This window comes from Pseudoalteromonas sp. P1-26, from assembly GCF_001401795.1.
GTDB lineage: Bacteria > Pseudomonadota > Gammaproteobacteria > Enterobacterales > Alteromonadaceae > Pseudoalteromonas.
The window spans coordinates 1-20,599 of sequence record NZ_LKDX01000020.1; the positions used below are offsets into that span (position 1 = coordinate 1).

Here is a 20,599-nt window from a genome sequence, read left to right on the forward strand (position 1 = left end):
GTTAGCAAGTTAGCAAGTTAGCAAGTTAGCAAGTTAGCAAGTTAGCAAGTTAGCAAGTTAGCAAGTTAGCAAGTTAGCAAGTTAGCAACACTAGACTGCCTACCACTTTTGTCAAGCCGTTGTTTATTTAATCTGACTTCTAACGACTGATATCTAATATCTCCATTTTTATTCGGCGTTAAAACGCCTCGTATATCGCAAACTTTCCCCTTTACTCTTTCTAACTCACTAACTTTACTCTTTCCCCTAGTAACTCGCTAACTTTTAGAACTTCAATCTGACGGCTGACGGCTGACGGCTGACGGCTGACGGCTGACGGCTGACGGCTAAATATTAAAACCAAAAAAGCCAAGCGTTTCGCAACGGTTGGCTTTTTCAGATTTAGTTTTAAGGCTAGCCGCTTAGGCTAGTGCTCTGTAATTAGCTCAGGTTCATTTCCTGGATGATTTCGTGGGCAATTTCCGGTGTAGTACTGACCGGCTTTTCGTGTAGTTTGGCTTTCATTTGCCCTTTACGATGTTTTAGTGATGCATCAAGTTTTTTTGCAGCACCTGCGATAGCTGGGTACATCACATCATCTTCAGCTTTTACTGATAAACGTGCGCCTTCATAGGTTGTACTAATTTCAGCCTGATACTTATTGTGTTCTTTTGAAAGAATAATATCGAGTGATATTAATGATGGAAAATGGCTAGCAATTTTCGAGAACTTCTCGTTGATATGAGCTCTAACAGCCTCAGTAACGTCAACATGATGACCAGAAATATTAATCTTCATAGGGTATCCTTTTTTCTTGTTACCTCACAGTTAGTATTGGGGGCGAATTGAATTAACACAAGCGAAAATTGCAGATAATTAGTAATTGATTGTAACCACAGATGATTTAGATCATGCGTTGCGGATAAAATATGCAAAAGCCCGCATCACACGGGCTTTTCAGAGAGGTTAACAACTGCTCATTAACTATACGAACAACAGTAATCAGCAAATTCGCTGACCTTTACTAAGAAGGTAACATTTGCATCAACGGTAAATGACTCTCCAGCTTGCATTGTTTGCCATTCGCTCTCACCGGGCAAAAGCACTTGCCAACTGCCACCGTTAAGCTCCATCAACTCTTTTTTGCTCGTAGCAAACTCAAACTCACCCGGTTGCATAAAGCCTAACGTCTTGGTGCTGCCATCAGCAAATACCACTGTTCGGCTAGACACTTTACCGTCAAAATACACATTGGCTTTTTTCAGCACACTTACATTATCAAACTGAGACATCCTCACTCCTGTTGTTTTATTATTAAGTTACAGACAGTGCCAGTTGTCGGTTTAGCATTCAAGGGGAGCTGGGTGAGAAATAATCAAGTCGGGCTAGCTGTAAGCTGTCAGTTTTAAGCCGAAGGTGCAATTGTGGTAGGTCGTGCTTTAGCACGAGTATCAGCATGATAAGCACATCCTTCTTACTTTAGTTTGAGTTCAAAAATATGGCTTGAACGCTTTGTTACATACCTTGCATCCAAGCTCAACTGATACCATAATTAGGTATCTATTGGTATTAAGGGCTAAATCATGGCTAAAAACACTAGTATTACTTTGGGTGACCATTTTGACAGTTTTATAGCAAATCAAATTCAAAGTGGTCGCTATGGCTCGGCGAGTGAAGTCATACGCTCCGCTTTACGTTTACTTGAAAGCCAGGAGACGAAAATGAACACTTTACGCCAATTACTTGTTGAAGGTGAAAATAGTGGAGTTGCGGATTATGACCTTGATTCGTTTATCAATGAGTTAGACAACGAAGAAAGAAAATGAAGCCCTTTCAATTAACTAACAAGGCAAAATCTGATTTAAAAGATGTAGCCTTGTTTACCTCTCGACGCTGGGGTCGTGAACAGCGAAACATTTATCTAAAACAATTTGATGACTCATTCTGGCTGTTAGCCGAAAACCCTGACATTGGTAAAGCCTGTGACGAGATTCACGATGGCTATAGGAAATTCCCACAAGGAAGCCACGTAATCTTTTATCGTCAAATCGGCAGTCAAAATATCGAGATCATTCGTATCCTCCACAAAAGTATGGATGTGAATCCAATTTTTGGCGCATAACCCTCATCTTAAAAACTTAAATTTGGCTTCTGGTATTCAATCAAAAAGCATAACTTTCACGCGAAATAAATTTCACGCTTACAGTGAGGTATTTAAAACTGACAGCTGATGGCTGAAAGCTACCAGCTCTGAGTGCGTTGGGTTTCACTCCGTTCTACTCAACCTACGGGGGAATAAAAAAGCCCGCGCTGTGGTTATACAGGGCGGGCTTTTAAGTTTTAGCGGCTAAAGCTTAGAACAAGGCGTTTGCTTTGTTTACGATGTTTTCAACAGTGAAACCAAAGTGCTTGAATAGCTCGCCTGCAGGTGCTGACTCACCGAATGTCGTCATACCAACTACTGCGCCGTTTAGGCCTACATATTTGTACCAGTAGTCTGCGATGCCCGCTTCGATTGCTACGCGGCGTGTTACGCTTGCTGGTAATACGCTTTCTTTATACGCAGCGTCTTGCTCATCAAATAAATCAGTTGAAGGCATAGATACCACACGTACTTTTTTACCTTGTGAACGCAGTTCTGCTGCGGCATCTTGTGCAAGCTGTACTTCAGAACCTGTTGCAATAAGGATAAGCTCTGGCTCACCGTCACAGCTAAGTACGTAACCACCTTTTTTCACATCAGCTAACTGCTGTGCAGTACGCGTTTGTTGCTCAAGGCCTTGGCGAGTGAAAATCAGTGATGTTGGGCCATCTTTACGCTCAATTGCTTGTTGCCATGCAATCGCTGACTCAACTTGGTCACATGGGCGCCAGTTCACTAGATTAGGCGTTAAACGCATGCTTGCAATTTGCTCTACCGGTTGGTGCGTTGGGCCATCCTCACCTAAACCAATTGAATCGTGTGTGTAAACGAAGATGCTTGGCTGCTTCATTAATGCCGCCATACGTACTGCGTTACGTGCGTATTCCATGAACATTAGGAATGTTGCACCGTATGGAATAAAGCCTTTGTGCAATGCAATACCATTCATAATCGCTGACATACCAAATTCACGTACACCGTAGAAAATGTAGTTACCGCTAGCATCGTTTGCTTCTAGGCCTTTTGAGCCATCCCAAAGTGTTAAGTTAGAACCTGCAAGGTCAGCAGAGCCACCCATGAATTCTGGTAGTAACGGGCCAAACGCATTTAATGCATTTTGTGATGCTTTACGTGTTGCTGGGTTTGCTGGGTTTGCTTGTAGCTCTTCAATGTAAGCTTGTGACTTTTCAGCCCAATCAGCTGGTAACTCACCATTTGTACGGCGTTTAAACTCAGCAGCAAGTTCAGGGTGTGCACTTGCGTATGCTGCAAACTTTTCGTCCCAGCTGGCTTCTAGTTGCTTACCTTTTTCTTTGCCATCCCACTCGCTGTAGATATCAGCTGGGATTTCAAATGCATCGCCAGTCCAACCTAGGAATTCACGAGATGCTTTAATTTCGTCTTCACCTAGTGGTGCACCGTGACAATCATGGCTACCTGATTTGTTAGGTGAACCGTAGCCAATCACTGTTTTACAACAGATTAATGATGGCTTATCAGTGATGCTACGCGCTTCTTCGATAGCGGCGCGAATTGCATCAGGGTTATGACCATCAACATCGCTTACTACGTGCCAGCCGTATGCTTTGAAGCGCGCTGGTGTGTCATCGCTGAACCAACCTTCTACTTCACCATCAATTGAGATGCCGTTGTCATCCCAAAACGCAACTAGTTTACCTAGGCCTAATGTACCGGCTAATGAACAGGCTTCGTGTGAAATACCTTCCATTAAACAGCCATCGCCCATGAATGCATACGTGAAGTGATCAACAATATCGTGACCTTCACGGTTAAACTGTGCAGCTAGCGCTTTTTCGGCAATTGCCATACCCACTGCATTTGTGATCCCTTGACCTAATGGACCCGTAGTAGTCTCAATACCTGGTGCATACCCATACTCTGGGTGACCTGGTGTTTTTGAGTGCATTTGACGGAAGTTTTTAATTTCCTCTAGTGGTAAGTCATAGCCACTTAAGTGCAGTAGAGAATAGATCAGCATTGAACCGTGGCCATTCGAAAGAATAAATCGATCTCGGTCTGCCCACTCTGGATTCGTTGGATTGTGCTTTAGATAATCGCGCCATAGTACTTCTGCGATATCTGCCATGCCCATAGGGGCGCCAGGGTGACCAGATTTGGCCTGTTGTACTGCGTCCATTGATAAGACGCGAATAGCATTTGCAAGTTCTTTGCGTGATGGCATGAATTCTCCTACCTTTATGTATTTGCGCTGGTTGTTTATGAAGCCCCATTCTTACTTATTGTAAGGGTACAGTGCAATTAAAAATCCGCATTAAATGCACCAATTATGGGCGTTTGTTAAGAACAATACGTTATTAGTAATTTTAAATAGACGTCTAGGCGTAAAATTACTATGCAAACATATTTGTTTTAGATAAAATACGCCCCTTAATTTTTTAGCGCTATTACCGACGTTTGTGAAGCGCAATATTTGTGAGCAGAAATACAATGGCAAAACATTTATTTACTTCTGAATCTGTTTCTGAAGGTCATCCGGATAAAATCGCGGACCAAATCTCTGACGCGGTTCTAGATGCTATCCTTGAGCAAGATTCTCATGCCCGTGTTGCATGTGAGACTTACGTTAAAACCGGTATGGTGATGGTTGGTGGTGAAATCACAACTAGCGCTTGGGTTGATATCGAAGAAATCACACGTAAAACAGTACGTGAAATCGGTTACACGCACTCAGACATGGGTTTCGATGCTGACTCTTGTGCAATCCTAAACACTATCGGTAAACAATCTCCAGACATCAACCAAGGTGTTGATCGTGCTCGCCCTGAAGAGCAAGGCGCTGGTGACCAAGGTCTAATGTTTGGTTACGCATGTAATGAAACTGACGTTTTAATGCCTGCACCTATCACTTATTCGCACCGTCTAGTTCAGCGCCAAGCTGAAGTTCGTAAAAGCGGTGAGCTTAACTGGTTACGCCCAGATGCAAAATCTCAAGTAACGTTTGCATACGAAAATGGCAAGCCTGTTGGTATTGATGCAGTTGTTCTTTCAACTCAACACTGTGATTCAATCTCACAAAACGACTTAGTTGAAGCGGTAATGGAAACTATCATTAAGCCGGTTCTTCCTGCTGAGCTAATCTCAAGTGCAACTAAGTTCTTCATCAACCCAACAGGCCGTTTCGTAATCGGTGGCCCAATGGGTGACTGTGGTCTTACAGGTCGTAAAATAATCGTTGATACATACGGTGGTATGGCTCGTCACGGTGGTGGTGCTTTCTCTGGTAAAGATCCATCAAAAGTTGACCGTTCAGCTGCATATGCTGCTCGTTACGTTGCTAAAAACGTGGTTGCTTCTGGCCTTGCTGACAAATGTGAGCTACAAGTTTCTTACGCTATCGGTGTTGCAGAGCCAACATCTATCAGCATCGAGACATTCGGTACAGGTAAATTAGAAGAAGCGCGCCTAATCGAATTAGTACGTGAGCACTTCGACCTACGCCCTTACGGCTTAATCCAAATGCTTGATCTTGAGCGTCCTATCTATCAACCAACTGCGGCATACGGCCACTTCGGTCGTGATGAGTTCCCTTGGGAGCGTACAGACAAAGCAGACGCACTTCGCGCAGCTGCTGGCCTGTAATAGGTTTGATAAAATGAAAAAAGCGCCTTTTGGCGCTTTTTTTATGTCTGTTTTAAAGGTAGGTAACTATCTTTTCGTAAACTGCGACACCCCAAACTAAGGCTAGAATTAGCAAGCTCAATGTCACTGCCGCAGAAGCCATATCTTTAGCTCGTCCCGATAATACATGATACTCAATCCCTACTCGGTCAGTGAGCGCTTCTATCGACGAGTTCAGTAACTCAACAATTAATAATAACAAGTAAGGAATAAACAACACTAACCAATGATTTAATGACTGCGCAAGAACCACTGACAAGGGTAATAAACACACCCCTAAATAGATTTCAGAACGAAATGCCGACTCTTCTTTAAATGCCGCTTTAAAGCCTTTAATAGAACACTTGGTTGCTTTTAAAATACGCCCAAAGCCAATACCATTTGGCTTATTAACTAGGGGAATTTTTGGTTCTTTCATTTTTTACCTACCCGCTCAGAATTAGCCTGATCATAATAATAAATTCTTACTCTGTCACCCAAATACGCTTGATTAAACGCTAGCAATCACCTGGAATACTGCTGGTGTTTGCGCGGGAAAACTGATTATTAGTTAATTGTTCTCTCAGTGCTTGTAGCGTTTTATAAACGCTTTTTAGCGATACCTTGTTACTTAACCAATGCGGAATTGAACCACTTGGATCAGCATAGGCTTGATGGCTGACCAACAAATTACTTTGTTGCTGCTCTAAACGCCAATAGGCGGTGAGGTCTTTAATACGCACAACGCCAGAGACTTCGGCTTTTGCATAAGGTTGGCTTTTGATTTGTAACTCGGTTTTGTGCTCATCTAAAGCGTGATAACAAGAGTAACTAACTAAATCTCTATCTGACACCGGCCAAGGTGAATTAAAATGAGTATAAACAAGGGTTTCTGAGGGGCTTAAGCGCTCCATTAAGGTCACGCTTTTGACATTTTCAAGCCAGTTAGCAGCATTGTCGGTATCACTGAGTAATGCCATAAAGTCACTGGCTTTGGCATTTTTTACTAGCACAGAAGCATTAATTTCAATAATACCGGTTTTATGCTTTTTATAGCTAACCTTTATGCCGTCTTGCTGTTTGTAGGTTTGCCATTCAATAGGGTTAGCTACTGCCGAGAGACTCAAACATGCTAACCCTATCCATAGGCACAAGCGCATTTATTTAAAACCAATAAGGGTCTGTATTAAATGACGCGTGGCGACTTTGCTCCATCGCACTAACCAAAAACTCTGACTTTTGATCAAGCCATGATTGAATTTTGGTCAGCTCTAAGTCGTCTTGCCCTGCACATAACTGCTTTAAGTACTCAAGGGTGCTTAACTCATAAATACCATGAGAGATATCAAGCCACGGCATACGAAACTCGTTTCGATCTTCTTTATCGAACAAGGCACCTAAGCAGTTGCCGCTGAGTAATGAGTTTTCAAGGCGGGTGCGCAGTGCCAAATAGTCTTTATCTGTAAACACTTGCTGCTCAGGAATAAGCTCGTGCATGTCGTGCCAATCTTTAGCAAATAAACGCTTAGCAATATCGGCAACTGGTTTTTCTGCTGCCTGAAACTCAGCCTGCCCCCATGATTTGCGCCACTGTTTTTCAATTAACCAGGTTGTTAATTGTAATAATAAGCGGTTGTATCGGGTGCTATGAAAAAGAGTTTCAATATCATCAATGCTTGGCTGTAACTCTTTTAGGTCATTAATAACTTGTGTGAGCTCAGGCGCACTGTTGATTTTTTTGTAGTATGCGTGGCGCTTAGATGTGTAGGTTTTTAGCTGAATAGCATTTTCAACCCACGCTAATTCGCTCAATAACCACTTTAACTCTGTACGCAATGAGTCGGTATCGTCTTTACTAACAATATCGTCAAACAGCCAAAATGTATGGCGAATTAAACGAATACCGTCTGTGACACGCTTAAGGGTTTTTAAGCTTGGTTTTATGAAATAGCAGGCTTCATGTTTTTGTACAAAGCGAATCGCGTAGTTAATGCTTTCTAATAAAGCTTGTTCTTGGGTTGCACCACGATTTAGTGGCACAAAGCCAATTGATTTGCTTGCTTTTAATGGTTTGTCATCTGCAAGACGATAACCTCGAGCAGCTTTAGAATAAAGCCCTAAGCGAACATGGCTTTCACTAACCAGTTTATCTGCCAAAGCAAACAACTCATTACGACTACCTTCAATCAGTTCGATTTCAAGTTCAGAGATTGGCTCAACCTGACCCGAGGCAGCAACTTCACCTTTATCTAATACCACTTCAATTTTTGCGCCATTTTCGGTTTCGAGTAACCAAGTACGGCGTATAAAGTTAGTGCTAAAAATTGGGTATAGGTTTTCAGCAATACCAGACACTTGCATGCCATGCGGCCAAATAGCAGCATCAAATGCGAGTAAATCAGGGCGGTTACCTGACAGTGGTAAGTTGTATTCTGGGCGCTGATGTAAGCCGCCAACCACTTCGCCAGCAAGCTTGATAGTTTGTTCACACTCACCATCACAACAGCGAGTACGAAGGCCAATATCTAAAGCGCGTAATTCTCGGCTTGGCGTATCGTAATAAGCATTTTGTAAATTGCGTGACGGTTTGTTAGTAACGGTTTTTGCAAATTGGGTAATTAATGCGGGGATCAGTGGAACAACGGCATCTGACACCAAAAACTTCAGTTCTATCTCAGTATCCATTCGCTTTGCGGAGTACATTTAAAATAAATAAGTGATCAAAATAAACAAAGCAGACTGTTAATGCAAATTTTTTCCTGTTTTTTACGGTTAAGCCCACGCACGGATTACAATATCAGCCTTGCTATTAATAGTTGAAATCCCTACTATCTCTATACATAAAGAAATTATAAATTTAGCCACTTCTAGGCAAGATCACATTAACAAGGTAGATTGATGTTAAAACAGTGTATTTTTGGGTTGCTCCTTGCGGCCACCTCTTTTATTAGCTACGCAGAAGAAGCACCAAGCAGCGACAGCCAAAACACCGCCTACATAGTCGATAACCTGTATACCTTTATGCACTCAGGCCCAAGCAAAAACTACCGCATTTTGGGTTCAGTTGATGCAGGTACGCAAGTTGTGTTGTTGTCAGGTGAAGATAATGGCTACTTTAAAATTCGTGATGATAAAGATCGTGAAGGTTGGGTTGAGTCAAAATTTGTTACTGAAAACGCGGGTATTCAACAACAGTTTCAAGCGCTGAATAATGACATGACGGTAATGCAAGAGCAGCTTCGCCAAGCTGAAATTGAGTTGCCACAACTACAAGAGCAGAACAAATCACTAACAGAGCAAAACCTAGCTCTTAGCAAGCAAATCGAAACACTTAAGAACACTATTGAGTCTGAGCGCAATGCAAAGCAAACAGCCAGTGCTAAAGAGAAGCGTCAGCTACTTACATATGGCGGCGCAATTGCATTTATCGGCTTACTGTTAGGTATTATCTTAACCGTGGTGTTATCTCGCCGTAAACGTTACGACGGCTGGGCATAAGCCACTAAATAGTCAATAAAAAAGCACCTGATGGTGCTTTTTTTGTATCTATATATCGAACCTTAGTCCGGTATCTTGTTTAATTTTTTCGATCACCATATAGGTGTGATGCGTACCCACCCCTGGTATATCAACTAAATCTCCCAGCACCTGACGGTATTCGTCCATATCAGACACACGTACTTTTAATAAGTAGTCATAGCCACCAGCAACCATGTCGCATTCAACTACTTGTGGAATATTTAAAATATATTCACGAAAGACTTTAAATACCGATGTATTCGAGGTCACCAACGAGACCTGTACATGTGCTAACAAGCTCTGGTTAAGCTTTGCTTCGCTAAGCTTTGCGTAATAGCCTTCGATGTAGCCTTCTTGCTCTAAACGTTTTACACGATCTAGACACGGGCTTGGGCTCAGATTTACCTGTTTTGCGAGGTTTACGTTCGATATTCTGCCATTTTTTTGCAGAGCGTCTAAAATTGCTAAATCGATGCGATCTAACATGCGTAATCTATTCGGACTGGTCATAACAGAATTTTATGCGGCTAAGTTAACGGTATGCCCTGTAAATTATCGTAAATCGAAAAATTTAACCAGCATATTCTGCTGGATTTTAATTAGAATGCACGAATTATATCAATGGTAAGAAATGCAATTAGTTCATTTTTTAGACTCCACATACCAGAGGGTTACATATGCTATTTAATGGCGATTTGACAACTGAATGTCCAATTAGACAAAAGATCCGTGATTTCTACCGTATTGACGAAAATGCGGTTATTGATCATATTTTGCCTTTGGCTGAAGTAGGCGTGAAAGCGCGTAGCCGAGCGTGGGAACGTGCTCGTCAAATGGTTTTAAATATCCGTCGCGATCAGGATGGTCAAAGCGGTGTAGATGCACTATTAAATGAATTCTCACTTTCAAGTGAAGAAGGCGTTGTATTAATGTGTCTTGCAGAAGCACTATTACGTGTTCCAGATAAAGCAACGCAAGAGTCACTAATTCGTGACAAACTTGCTAAAGGTGACTGGAGCTCGCATTTAGGTAGCAGCGATTCTTTATTTGTAAACGCCTCTTCTTGGGGTCTGTTAGTAACCGGTAAAATGGTTAACTACAGCGACAAGTCAAAAGAGCAGCAATTCGGTGTACTTAAGAAAACAATTGGTCGTTTAGGTGAGCCTGTTATTCGTAAATCTGTGAACTTCGCGATGAAGATCATGGGTAAGCAATTCGTTATGGGTCGTACTATCGACGAAGCGATTGAACGTGCAGCAGAAAAAGAGCAAAAAGGCTACGTTTACTCATACGATATGCTAGGTGAAGGCGCACGCACAATGAAAGATGCAGAGCGTTACTTCAACAGCTACATGACAGCTATCCACGCGATTGGTAAAGCAGCAAATGGCCGTGGTCCAATCAAGAGCCCTGGTATCTCAGTTAAAATTTCTGCGATTCACCCACGCTATGAGTTCACACATCGTGAACGTGTTATTGATGAAATCGTACCTAAGTTAAAAGAACTTGCGCTTGCAGCGAAAAGCTACGATATCGGCTTTACTGTTGATGCTGAAGAAGCTGACCGTTTAGATATCTCTTTAGATGTTATTGAAGCGGTATTCAGTGATGACGATTTAGGTAACTGGAACGGCTTTGGTTTAGCAGTTCAAGCATACCAAAAGCGCGCTATTTTTGTCGTTGAGTGGGTTGCAGAACTTGCTCGTCGCGTTGGTCGTAAACTAATGGTTCGCCTTGTAAAAGGTGCATACTGGGATACAGAAATCAAAACCACTCAACAAGATGGTTTAGATCACTATCCGGTATTTACACGTAAGGCGACCACTGACGTTTCTTACAAAGCTTGTGCTATTAAGCTTCTAGAAGCACGCGATGTATTGTATCCGCAATTTGCTACACACAACGCATACACTGCAGCAACAATCTTAGAAGTTGCAAAAGGCGACAACGAAGGTTTTGAATTCCAACGCCTGCACGGTATGGGTGAGTCGTTATTCGACCAAATCGTAACCCAAGAGAAAATTCAATGTCGTGTTTACGCACCAGTGGGTCAACACGAAGACTTACTTGCATACTTAGTACGTCGTTTATTAGAAAACGGTGCTAACTCGTCATTCGTTAATGCGATTGTTGATACCACTAAGCCTGTTGAATCACTATTACCTGACCCTGTAGAAACACTGCAAGGTTTACGTAACAAGTACAACACGCAAATCAAGATGCCAATTGATTTATACGGTGAAGAACGTGCTAACTCAAAAGGTATGGACTTAACTGATATCAACGTCATCACACCATTTAAAGAAAACCTTGATACCTGGTTTGATGAGCACCGCATTGAATTAAGCGATGTGCCAGAAGGCTCTCTTCCTGTGAAGAACCCTGCAAATCACAAAGAGATTATTGGTCATGTGAAGCTGCAATCTTCTGACGAAATGACAGCTCTTTTAGAAAATGCAGAAAAAGCATTTGAGTCATGGTCACAAACGCCTGTAAAAGAGCGCGCAAACTTATTACGTCGTGTTGCTGACATCTTAGAACGTCACCATGATGAGCTTGTTGCTATCTGTATTAAAGAAGCTGGTAAAATTACCCAAGATGGTATCGATGAAGTTCGTGAAGCAGTGGATTTCTGCCGCTACTACGCGGCACGCGCTGAAGAACTTTCTGAAGATGAGCGCTTTGAAGCACGTGGGGTGATCTTATGTATCAGCCCATGGAACTTCCCACTTGCAATCTTCTTAGGTCAAGTAGCTGCAGCAATCGTGACTGGTAACACAGTTATTGCTAAACCTGCTGAGCAAACAAGCTTAATCGCACTTCGTACCATTGAACTGATGCTATCTGTAGGTTTACCAGAGCACGTTGTACAACCTGTTATTGCTCGTGGTAGCGAAGTAGGTAAAACTATCGTTCCTGATGAGCGCATTCAAGCTGTTATGTTCACAGGTTCTACAGAAACAGGTACTGTTATTTCGCAAACACTTGCTGCGCGTAATGATATTCAAGTACCGCTTATCGCTGAAACAGGCGGTCAAAACTGTATGATCGTTGACTCAACCGCTCTACCAGAGCAAGTTGTTGACGATGTGATCAGTTCAGGTTTCCAAAGTGCTGGTCAACGCTGTTCTGCACTGCGTGTATTATTCTTACAAGAAGACGTTGCTGATGGCATCATTGAGATGATCAAAGGTGCTTTAAAAGAGCTTCACGTTGGCGACCCGTCATTGCTTTCAACGGATATCGGTCCTGTTATCGACGAAAAAGCACTGAAAAATTTAAATGACCATGTTGAATACTTAAAAGGTAATGCAACACTTCACTATGAGTGTGCTATTCCTGATAACAATGAAAATGGTGCTTACTTCTTTGCGCCTCGTTTATACGAAATCAAAGATTTATCTGTACTTAAGCGCGAAGTATTTGGCCCATGTGTACATATCATCCGCTTTAAAGGCACAGAGCTTGATAACGTGATTGACCAAATCAATGGCACAGGCTTTGGCTTAACAATGGGTGTGCATTCGCGTATCGAAGAGCGCTGTGAATACCTAGCGAAAATGTCACGTGCAGGTAACGTTTACATCAACCGTAATATGATCGGTGCGATTGTTGGCGTACAACCTTTCGGTGGCCGTGGTTTATCTGGTACTGGTCCTAAAGCGGGTGGCCCTAACTACCTACAACGTCTAGTGAAAGAAAAAGCATCACCAGATAACGTACAAATGACTAACCTAACACCTGATGAGCTAGATACTCACCACTATTCAGGTGCAGCTGAGCAGGTTGCTACGCTAATGGATAACTCATTACGCGACGAGAAAATCTGGCGTGCGACACCACTGAACGACCGAGTTTCTGCTGTGCGTCAATTACTTGCAAAAGTAGCGACTGTAGAAATTATCGACGAACTTGCCGATGATTTAGCATTAACGCTAGCTGATGCTCGTGCGCAACTTAACCGTCTTGAAAAACACATGCGTAAGCACACTGTGTTGCCTGGACCAACGGGTGAGTCAAATACACTACACCTAGAGCCTCGTGGTTGTGTAGTTTGTTATGCAGATAAGAGTACGTCATTTAACTTCTGGGCAATTTCGATTATCACAGCACTTGCTGCTGGTAACACAGTAATCACGGTTGCTTCTGAGTTATTCTTTGACGAAGCAGTTGCATTCAGAGACAAGTTTATCTCAACAGGTATCGCTGAAGGTGTATTCCAAGTAGCTAAACCTAATCAGTTACAAGCTATCTTGGCGCACCCTCACCTTGCAGGTGCGGTTGTTGCAGCTCGTTCATCACGCTTAGGCTACTTTAGCCAGCAGCTAGCACAACGTAAAGGTGCAATCCTGCCAGTGATCAGCTCTGAGTACTATGACACGCTAATCAAGCGCTTACTCACTGAGAAAACAATCAGTGTTGATACAACCGCTTCAGGTGGTAACACATCACTAATGACCTTAGTTGAAGACGACGAGTAATCGTATAAGTTAAAGGAAATTAAACTTTTCTGAGCTACTTAAAAGCCCTCGCATTTGCGGGGGCTTTTGATTTTTACAGATACCTTTTTACTATTCTTGTTTACCGAGCTACAAATTTTCTGCTAGTTTTATAGTAATGTATTCGACTAGAAGTAAAGGCTTTGAAAACACTCCCTATCAATCAACTTAAGCCCGGCATGTTTGTCCAAAGTGTGACAAAACAAAAAGGCAAGATCCGTATAAAAAACCAAGGTTGGGTAAAAACACAGGGAAGCATAGACAAGCTGATCAAGGCTGGCATATTAGAAATAGCGATAGACCCAGACAAAACACTGACCTTAGACAGTGAGAATAAAGTGGTTGAGCAGCAACATAATCCGCAACCTGTTGGCGAGACTAGCGCTTTTGACCCTTGGCACACTACTCACAGTGTGTCTGCAGAAATGGGCAAAGCAAACAGCTTATATAACGAAGCAAGATCATTGCAAAGCAAAGCCTTTGACGATATCCGCGATGGCAACAAAATTGATATTGCCCCTTTTAAAGAACTCGCAAGTGGCTTTATTGATTCAGTTTTTCGTAATCAAGATGCGCTTGCCTGTATCACTCGAATGCGTGAAAAAGATGCTTACCTACTTGAGCATTCTATCAATGTATCAATTTTGATGAGTATTTTTGCTAAACACTTAGGTATTGAAAAAGCCGTTATTGAAGAGCTTGCAACTGGTGCTTTACTCCACGATATTGGAAAAATAAATATTCCCGATGAAATACTCAATAAGCCTGGTAAGTTAACCGACGAAGAGTACCAAGCTATTCAAGATCATGCTCGTTTTAGTAAAGAAATTTTAGAGCAAGCAGGCTTGAGTGGGATTGCAGTTGATATAGCAGGCTTCCATCACGAGCGCTTAGACGGCAGTGGCTACCCATTTGGTAAAAGTGGTGAAGAAATCAGCTTGTACGTACGTATGGCTTCAATTGTTGATGTGTATGATGCATTAACCGCAGAGCGGGTCTATAAAGCAGGCATGGAACCAATTAAAGCGTTTAAGATACTTAAAGATGGCTGCCCAGATAGCTTTGATGGAGACCTGGTCACTAAGTTTATTCAGTGCATCGGTGTTCACCCAGTCGGCACCTTAGTTAAACTTGAAAGCCAAAAATTAGGTTTGGTCACACACAGTAACCCTACAAGTCCTTTAAAACCTCAAGTGAAAGTGTTTTATAACGCTAAACATGCACGCTATACCGAAGTGCAAGATATTGATTTGGCTAACAGCCGTTGTCACGATAGCTTAGAATCAGCAGTCAGGCCGAGAGACTTTAACATCGACCTGATCCGCTTTTTTAAAAGTGCTATTCTACCTTAGCCCTTAAACTAAAGACTGGCTACTCAGGCCAGTCTTGTAATGCTTTTAAAGTAAACTCATACCCATCGTAGCTTAATAAGCTCTGCTCTGGAGTGATTTCAATGACTGATAACACACCTATGTTATCGCCTTCGTATAACTCACGACCATTTAACTTTATCCAACGCTTCGATGTTTCTGAAGCATAAATATGCGCTTGGTATTTAATGGTAGGAATGAGACTTTGTAATGCATCAGGCAAGAGCTCAATTGGCTCTGCATAAGACGTATTTTTAGTGCTACGGGTAATATCAACACTATGTTTGTTATCAACATCTTCAACCGCTTTAGCAAAAGCATCTTTCAATGTATCTGGTACATCTTTGAGCTCATCATTTGTTGATGATTGAGAAGCTGGTTGAGTTGGCTGACCATTAAGTGGCTTGCCTAGCACCTTGTATTTACTTAAATCAATGCCATTACTGCTCATTTGCTGCGGGTTGATTTGTTGCATTGGCTGCGAAAACTGTGGCTGTGATTGATACACTGGCTGATTTTGATACACAGCTTGTTGCTGGTACTGAGGTTGTACTTGATAACCTTGATTTGCATACATAGGGGCTGAATTTACCGGAACTTGTACCCACTGATATTGCTGACCTTGCACTGGCACCTGCTGCATCATTTGTTGCGGTACAGATTGTTGCACTTGCCCTTGTTGCATCGTTGTTACTTGGGCTGGGTTATTGGTCGCTTGCGGGTTTTGGCTTTGCGCTACTTGCTGTTGCTTAGCGGGTTGCTGTGTTTCAGGACTTGCCTGAGCCTCAGTGGCAACGCTTTCTGTGGTTTCATTGCTGTTATTAACAAGCTTTGGCTGCTCAGCAGCAGGTTTAGTTTGTTGTAACCATTTACCAATCGAAAATCCTGCCATAAGCGTCAATATTGCCGCCAGTAATAGCCCAAATGAAAAAGCTAAGCGTCGATACCGTGTTAATTCTTGCTGTTGTTTGAGCGCAAGTGCGGCTTGGTCATGATCAACGGCAGTTTGTGCGTGCTGATCAGATTGTTTAATTGCATCTAGTAATAATGACATAAATGAACACTCGTTATATTAGGTAGGATAAACCAATACCCATTCCTAATACGGCTAAAAATGAAACTGGGTAAAGCCAAACATAACTCGGCTCTTTATTTGCTACAGCAACAGGAGTGCTGGTTGGCGGCAGTGCTTCTGCGGCTGAGCGCATCACAAGCTCGCTGTCGATACTCAATTTTTGCTGTGAAAAAGCTCCCACTAAACAGCGCTCACATAATAAATTGATCAATCTTGGTACGCCTTGAGTAACCTGATAAATCGCTTTTAACGCATCCCCTGAGAACAATGCTTGCTCTGTGCCCGCTTTAAATAAACGGTGCTTAACATAGGCAAACACTTGTCCTTCAGTGAGTGGTAATAAGTGATAACGCGCAGTAATACGCTGGGCAAGTTGTCTTAATTCAGTGCGTTTTAGTAGTTCTTGAAGCTCAGGTTGCCCTACTAATACAATTTGCAGCAGCTTTTTATGATCTGTTTCGATATTGGTTAACAAGCGCAGCTGCTCTAGCACATCAGGTGCGAGTAATTGTGCTTCATCAATAATTAAGATGGTGTGACCGCCCGCTTGATTGTTTGCCTCAAGGTGCTTTTTAATCACATCAGTTAGGGTCTTCAAAGTCGCATTAGTACCGTCGTACTCAATCTTTAATTCATCACAAATACTGGCAAGCAGTTCAAGCTGTGACAAAGCCGGATTATGAATTTGTGCCACTTGGGTGTTTTCAGGTAACTGCTCTTGCAGACTTCTTGTTAGTGTTGTTTTACCTGTACCCACTTCGCCTGTTAACAAAACGAAGCCACCCGCTTCACCTAATCCATAGGTAAGGTGCGCTAACGCCTCTTTATGGCGCTCACTAAGAAATAAATACTCAGGATTTGGGGCAATCGAAAAGGGTTTTTCTGACAAGCCAAAATAGCTTAAATACACCGTGTTATTCCTTGCGTTTAAAATCACGGTCTATAATGGCAAAAAACATCGCTACTTAAAACCTTGTTTACATTTTATTGGCTAAATAACGTAAAATAGCGAAAAGGCAAAATTATAGGTGTTTTATGCAGGTTTATTTAGTCGGTGGCGCAGTCAGAGACGCCCTACTTGGTCGTGACGTTAAAGAGCGCGACTATGTGGTGGTTGGTGCAACGCCTGAGCAACTGATCAGCCAAGGCTATCAACAAGTTGGTAAAGATTTTCCGGTATTTTTACACCCACAAAGTAAAGAAGAATATGCGCTAGCGCGCACCGAGCGAAAACAGGGCCAAGGTTACACCGGCTTCATTTGTGATTTCACGCCAGATGTCACATTAGAGCAAGACTTAATTCGTCGAGATCTCACCGTAAATGCCATTGCTCAAGCTCAAGATGGCAGCTTAGTTGACCCTTTTTCTGGCCAACAAGACCTTGAGAATCGTGTGTTACGTCATGTCTCCGATGCCTTTAGTGAAGACCCTCTACGCATATTACGCGTAGCCCGTTTTGCTGCTCGTTACCATTACCTCGGCTTTACTATTGCGCCAGAAACCAAGGCGCTTTTAATTGATATGGTCAAAGCCAAAGAGCTAAACACACTAACAGCTGAACGCGTTTGGTTAGAATGCGAAAAATCTCTAAGTGATGGCGCATTTTGCGAGTTTTTAAATGTACTTGCCAGCATTGGCGGCCTGCATGTAATTAGCTCTGAGCTTAAAAGTAAATGGTGTGATGAGCTTTACCATACTTTACAATCTCGCTTTGCCTATGCGAATAAACTGCAAGTTAGTGACACTGCGTTATTATTTAGCCAAGTTACCTTAGCGCTTTCAAGCGACGAGATAAAAGCGATGGCTAGCAAGATACGCATACCTAATGAAGTGCGCGATTTAGCGCTATTTAGCCAAACACATCAAACAACGTTAAGTGCAGAAAAACCATCTAGCGAGGCCGTTTTTGCTTGCTTTAACCAACTTGATTTATGGCGTCGTCCTGAACGTTTTGAGCAAGTATTAAAGGTGTTAGAGATAAGCCAGCAACAGCCAGTAGCCAGCTATGACTCTTTAGTAAATGCAGCCACGCAAGCACGAGCTGTCAACCCGCAACAGTTTATTGCACAAGGTATTAAAGGCGCAGAAATAAAAACCGCGCTTGAGCAAGCGCGGTTAGAGATTATTAAAGGCTACTTTTCGTAGCGCACTAAACGCAAATAAACATCGGACGTTTTTGCGTGAAGGCTGTTGATGCCTTTATCAAATTGATACACCCAAGCTAGATCAGTGCGACTGATCCCTGAAGTGCTACTCCAGTAGTTTTGCAGCTTAGTCGATAAAAATGCGTTTTCGTTAATACTAGGCTGCACACAACTATGCTCTAAAATACTTGCTAATTCTTTAACATTTGGCACATGCCAATCACTGTAATCAGCAAAGGTTGCATTTTCAGCCCCGCGTAAAGCTTCGCCCCATGTAAGCTGCTGGCTCGTGCCCTCGCAAGTATCCGTGTCACTATCATAACTTTGACCAAACGTACAACGTTGCCACATAAGACCCGTTTCGCTATCACTCACAGTGCCATCTTCGTTAATTACAAAACGGCTGTCAGGGGTCGTCTCATTGACGGCACTGTAACATACTTGCGCAGCAGCAAAACCCGATTGCAGAGCAATACCGGTAATTACTGTGATTAAAGGTAACTTTCGCATATTACTCTCCCGGCGTTCTAACTAAGCGCACAAAGGCGGTATTACTTTTTGGATATGCTAAGTCATTAGCACTACTCATATCGATAATATAAGCTTGCGATAAACTCGTACCATCTGCCGCTGTTTGTGAAGTCCAATAAGGCATGAATGAGCTACTATCACTGCTTAGCTGAGTATCACTTGGTTGATTAGGGAAGAAATCACTATTAAGCAATGTAGGCTCACCTTGCTTGGCATAATCTAATAACCCTAATAATTCGGTGTAAGTTGGCACACGCCAATTTGTACCACCGCAAAAATCGCTGCTGTTCACATCATTAATGTAAGTTTGCAGGCCACAGTCACTGGTGCTTGGGCAAGTAGAGCCGGCAGCCCCTTGCACACTACCCGTTTGCACACCACTTGAACCATTTAAATACCAGCTATAATGGTTTGTTGCTGCACGATCAGCTGTCGACGGTGGTAATGTTGAACTGGCTTCTTTTACTTCCCAAATAAGGCCCGTCACATTATCTCGAACACAACTAAAGCTGGTAGCATCATCAGGGAGTTCGTCGGCAAATTCATTCATTTTAGTAAAATCAAACGCTAAGTCGCCCTGACCTACTTTATCTAGTTGGTTTGCGACACTATCACGACCTACATCGGCGTCTTGGCTTGGGAAGTCTTCGCTGTCACAATTAATTTTTTGTGAGTTGTTATAGCAATCACTCATGCCTGTATCGTTAATTAAACCAAGTGGTTTTGGGCTAATATCAATTATCACAGTATCTGTGTCGCTTCGCGATTTACTGTCAGTCACGGTAACTTCAAAACTCAGCTCTGAATCGGTATCAACATCTGGGGCTACAAACGTCGTGATACACTGGTTCTGGTTTGCCAAGGTCACAGTTTCGCCTGTTAATTGCTCCCAAAAACATGACTTTGTTGCCGTCACAATTTCACTATTGCTGGCATCAAGGGTTACGGTATCAAACTCAATAACCTGCTGATCTTCACCTGCATCCGCAATAATTACCTCAACGGTTTTGTTTAAGGTAAACGATGCTTCAGTGCTTGCTGAGCCACCTTCATCATCCGTTACAGTTAAACGCCATGTCATCGCTGTATTTGATTCAAGTAGTGGGTGAGTAAAGCTAATGGTTTGATTGTTGTAACTGTCAGCCGTTAAATCTGGGCCATCAAGTTGAGTCCACAAGTAACTGTCAACTGAGCCATTTTCATCAATATCAGCAGACTCCTCGCCACTTAATGTGATCACATCATTATATTGTGATGGCAATTCTTCTGGAGCTGTTTGCGTGATCACTGCAACAGGCAGTTGATTATTTGATGTAATAAAAATACTGACCTGATCGGAAACAAGTTGCCCATCGGTTTGATAATTCACTTTTAAAACAAGTTCAGAGTCGAGTTTAATATCAGGCGCGGTAATGGTTTGTTCTGCGCCCTCTGCAGGAAAACCTTCTAGTGCGGGGCCACTGACTCGCTCCCAAGTAAAGGTGCCATCAGCTGGGGAGCCTTGGGCAGAGACAGTAAATTCACTTTTTTCAATAATTTGCTGATCTGAGCCTGCATTAACTGTTGCTGCGACTGGGTTCGAATCACTCGAACCACCACCGCCGCCACAGGCTGTTAATGTCGTTAATGCAACTAGGGTAAGAGGCACTAATCTCATGTTTACCACCTTAAAATGCAAAGTCGGTCATGGCCGACTGCCA

General features: G+C 42.6%; 18 protein-coding genes. 7 read left to right on the forward strand and 11 right to left on the reverse strand.

Features of this window, described 5'->3' with window-relative positions; genetic code table 11:
* Nucleotides 1-420: 420 nt before the first annotated feature.
* Nucleotides 421-777 (reverse strand): ribosome hibernation-promoting factor, HPF/YfiA family, encoded by a 357-nt coding sequence (gene hpf / locus AN394_RS11185; RefSeq protein ID WP_054551132.1) that lies wholly within the window; start codon nucleotides 775-777, stop codon nucleotides 421-423.
* Nucleotides 778-959: 182 nt separating this feature from the next.
* Nucleotides 960-1,271: a pyrimidine/purine nucleoside phosphorylase gene (locus AN394_RS11190; RefSeq protein WP_054551131.1), complete on the reverse strand. Its 312-nt coding sequence runs from the start codon at nucleotides 1,269-1,271 to the stop codon at nucleotides 960-962.
* Between the two features lie 291 nt (nucleotides 1,272-1,562).
* On the opposite strand from AN394_RS11190, the gene AN394_RS11195 reads away from it, so the two are divergent.
* A complete protein-coding gene (locus AN394_RS11195; RefSeq protein WP_054560911.1) occupies nucleotides 1,563-1,805 on the forward strand; it encodes a type II toxin-antitoxin system ParD family antitoxin in 243 nt (80 codons plus the stop codon).
* On the forward strand, nucleotides 1,802-2,101 hold the full coding sequence (locus AN394_RS11200; RefSeq protein ID WP_054560912.1) for a type II toxin-antitoxin system RelE/ParE family toxin: 300 nt from the start codon (nucleotides 1,802-1,804) through the stop codon (nucleotides 2,099-2,101). The genes AN394_RS11195 and AN394_RS11200 overlap by 4 nt, the downstream gene beginning before the upstream one ends.
* Nucleotides 2,102-2,333: 232 nt before the next feature.
* On the opposite strand, the gene tkt is transcribed toward AN394_RS11200, so the two are convergent.
* Nucleotides 2,334-4,325 (reverse strand): transketolase, encoded by a 1,992-nt coding sequence (gene tkt, locus AN394_RS11205; protein ID WP_054560913.1) that lies wholly within the window; start codon nucleotides 4,323-4,325, stop codon nucleotides 2,334-2,336.
* Between the two features lie 266 nt (nucleotides 4,326-4,591).
* On the opposite strand from tkt, the gene metK reads away from it, so the two are divergent.
* Entirely contained in the window at nucleotides 4,592-5,743 is a 1,152-nt protein-coding gene (gene metK, locus AN394_RS11210) for a methionine adenosyltransferase (RefSeq protein ID WP_055021547.1), read from the forward strand.
* Between the two features lie 52 nt (nucleotides 5,744-5,795).
* Here metK and AN394_RS11215 read toward each other — a convergent pair whose 3' ends face one another.
* The 3 genes from AN394_RS11215 to AN394_RS11225 all read right to left on the reverse strand — a co-directional run bounded on the left by AN394_RS11215 (nucleotide 5,796) and on the right by AN394_RS11225 (nucleotide 8,446).
* Nucleotides 5,796-6,200 carry a diacylglycerol kinase gene (locus AN394_RS11215; protein ID WP_054560915.1) on the reverse strand — a complete coding sequence of 135 codons (405 nt, stop codon included), beginning with the start codon at nucleotides 6,198-6,200 and terminating at the stop codon, nucleotides 5,796-5,798.
* A 79-nt stretch (nucleotides 6,201-6,279) separates the two neighbouring features.
* Nucleotides 6,280-6,888 (reverse strand): START domain-containing protein, encoded by a 609-nt coding sequence (locus AN394_RS11220; protein WP_055021548.1) that lies wholly within the window; start codon nucleotides 6,886-6,888, stop codon nucleotides 6,280-6,282.
* 37 nt (nucleotides 6,889-6,925) lie between these two features.
* Nucleotides 6,926-8,446 carry a CYTH and CHAD domain-containing protein gene (locus AN394_RS11225; RefSeq protein ID WP_055021549.1) on the reverse strand — a complete coding sequence of 507 codons (1,521 nt, stop codon included), beginning with the start codon at nucleotides 8,444-8,446 and terminating at the stop codon, nucleotides 6,926-6,928.
* 213 nt (nucleotides 8,447-8,659) lie between these two features.
* On the opposite strand from AN394_RS11225, the gene AN394_RS11230 reads away from it, so the two are divergent.
* Nucleotides 8,660-9,259: a TIGR04211 family SH3 domain-containing protein gene (locus tag AN394_RS11230; RefSeq protein ID WP_054560918.1), complete on the forward strand. Its 600-nt coding sequence runs from the start codon at nucleotides 8,660-8,662 to the stop codon at nucleotides 9,257-9,259.
* Between the two features lie 48 nt (nucleotides 9,260-9,307).
* Here AN394_RS11230 and AN394_RS11235 read toward each other — a convergent pair whose 3' ends face one another.
* Nucleotides 9,308-9,790, reverse strand: a complete 483-nt coding sequence (locus AN394_RS11235; RefSeq protein ID WP_054551119.1) for a winged helix-turn-helix transcriptional regulator — start codon at nucleotides 9,788-9,790, stop codon at nucleotides 9,308-9,310.
* 167 nt (nucleotides 9,791-9,957) lie between these two features.
* Here AN394_RS11235 and putA point away from each other — a divergent pair, with 167 nt between their 5' ends.
* Nucleotides 9,958-13,761, forward strand: a complete 3,804-nt coding sequence (gene putA / locus AN394_RS11240) for a bifunctional proline dehydrogenase/L-glutamate gamma-semialdehyde dehydrogenase PutA (protein WP_055021550.1) — start codon at nucleotides 9,958-9,960, stop codon at nucleotides 13,759-13,761.
* 161 nt (nucleotides 13,762-13,922) lie between these two features.
* Nucleotides 13,923-15,131 carry an HD-GYP domain-containing protein gene (locus AN394_RS11245; protein ID WP_055021551.1) on the forward strand — a complete coding sequence of 403 codons (1,209 nt, stop codon included), beginning with the start codon at nucleotides 13,923-13,925 and terminating at the stop codon, nucleotides 15,129-15,131.
* 19 nt (nucleotides 15,132-15,150) lie between these two features.
* Here AN394_RS11245 and AN394_RS11250 read toward each other — a convergent pair whose 3' ends face one another.
* Nucleotides 15,151-16,203, reverse strand: a complete 1,053-nt coding sequence (locus AN394_RS11250) for a general secretion pathway protein GspB (protein WP_054560921.1) — start codon at nucleotides 16,201-16,203, stop codon at nucleotides 15,151-15,153.
* A 13-nt stretch (nucleotides 16,204-16,216) separates the two neighbouring features.
* Entirely contained in the window at nucleotides 16,217-17,134 is a 918-nt protein-coding gene (locus AN394_RS11255) for an ExeA family protein (protein WP_054560922.1), read from the reverse strand.
* 125 nt (nucleotides 17,135-17,259) lie between these two features.
* Here AN394_RS11255 and AN394_RS11260 point away from each other — a divergent pair, with 125 nt between their 5' ends.
* Nucleotides 17,260-18,369 (forward strand): tRNA nucleotidyltransferase, encoded by a 1,110-nt coding sequence (locus AN394_RS11260; protein ID WP_054560923.1) that lies wholly within the window; start codon nucleotides 17,260-17,262, stop codon nucleotides 18,367-18,369.
* Here the strand turns inward: AN394_RS11260 and AN394_RS11265 are convergent.
* On the reverse strand, nucleotides 18,357-18,878 hold the full coding sequence (locus tag AN394_RS11265; protein ID WP_054560924.1) for a DUF1566 domain-containing protein: 522 nt from the start codon (nucleotides 18,876-18,878) through the stop codon (nucleotides 18,357-18,359). The genes AN394_RS11260 and AN394_RS11265 overlap by 13 nt on opposite strands.
* A 1-nt stretch (nucleotide 18,879) precedes the next feature.
* The gene (locus tag AN394_RS11270) at nucleotides 18,880-20,556 is read right to left on the reverse strand and encodes a DUF1566 domain-containing protein (RefSeq protein WP_054560925.1); all 1,677 of its coding nucleotides are present in this window, start codon (nucleotides 20,554-20,556) and stop codon (nucleotides 18,880-18,882) included.
* Nucleotides 20,557-20,599: the final 43 nt, after the last annotated feature.

What these genes read in the sequence shown, in the direction of transcription:
- AN394_RS11250 (WP_054560921.1), bottom strand. Translation starts at nt 16,203, where the DNA reads ATGTCATTATTACTAGATGCAATTAAACAATCTGATCAGCACGCACAA.
- AN394_RS11195 (WP_054560911.1), top strand. Translation starts at nt 1,563, where the DNA reads ATGGCTAAAAACACTAGTATTACTTTGGGTGACCATTTTGACAGTTTT.
- hpf (WP_054551132.1), bottom strand. Translation starts at nt 777, where the DNA reads ATGAAGATTAATATTTCTGGTCATCATGTTGACGTTACTGAGGCTGTT.
- AN394_RS11215 (WP_054560915.1), bottom strand. Translation starts at nt 6,200, where the DNA reads ATGAAAGAACCAAAAATTCCCCTAGTTAATAAGCCAAATGGTATTGGC.
- AN394_RS11200 (WP_054560912.1), top strand. Translation starts at nt 1,802, where the DNA reads ATGAAGCCCTTTCAATTAACTAACAAGGCAAAATCTGATTTAAAAGAT.
- AN394_RS11230 (WP_054560918.1), top strand. Translation starts at nt 8,660, where the DNA reads ATGTTAAAACAGTGTATTTTTGGGTTGCTCCTTGCGGCCACCTCTTTT.
- AN394_RS11270 (WP_054560925.1), bottom strand. Translation starts at nt 20,556, where the DNA reads ATGAGATTAGTGCCTCTTACCCTAGTTGCATTAACGACATTAACAGCC.
- tkt (WP_054560913.1), bottom strand. Translation starts at nt 4,325, where the DNA reads ATGCCATCACGCAAAGAACTTGCAAATGCTATTCGCGTCTTATCAATG.
- metK (WP_055021547.1), top strand. Translation starts at nt 4,592, where the DNA reads ATGGCAAAACATTTATTTACTTCTGAATCTGTTTCTGAAGGTCATCCG.
- AN394_RS11190 (WP_054551131.1), bottom strand. Translation starts at nt 1,271, where the DNA reads ATGTCTCAGTTTGATAATGTAAGTGTGCTGAAAAAAGCCAATGTGTAT.
- AN394_RS11260 (WP_054560923.1), top strand. Translation starts at nt 17,260, where the DNA reads ATGCAGGTTTATTTAGTCGGTGGCGCAGTCAGAGACGCCCTACTTGGT.
- AN394_RS11265 (WP_054560924.1), bottom strand. Translation starts at nt 18,878, where the DNA reads ATGCGAAAGTTACCTTTAATCACAGTAATTACCGGTATTGCTCTGCAA.
- putA (WP_055021550.1), top strand. Translation starts at nt 9,958, where the DNA reads ATGCTATTTAATGGCGATTTGACAACTGAATGTCCAATTAGACAAAAG.
- AN394_RS11225 (WP_055021549.1), bottom strand. Translation starts at nt 8,446, where the DNA reads ATGGATACTGAGATAGAACTGAAGTTTTTGGTGTCAGATGCCGTTGTT.
- AN394_RS11235 (WP_054551119.1), bottom strand. Translation starts at nt 9,790, where the DNA reads ATGACCAGTCCGAATAGATTACGCATGTTAGATCGCATCGATTTAGCA.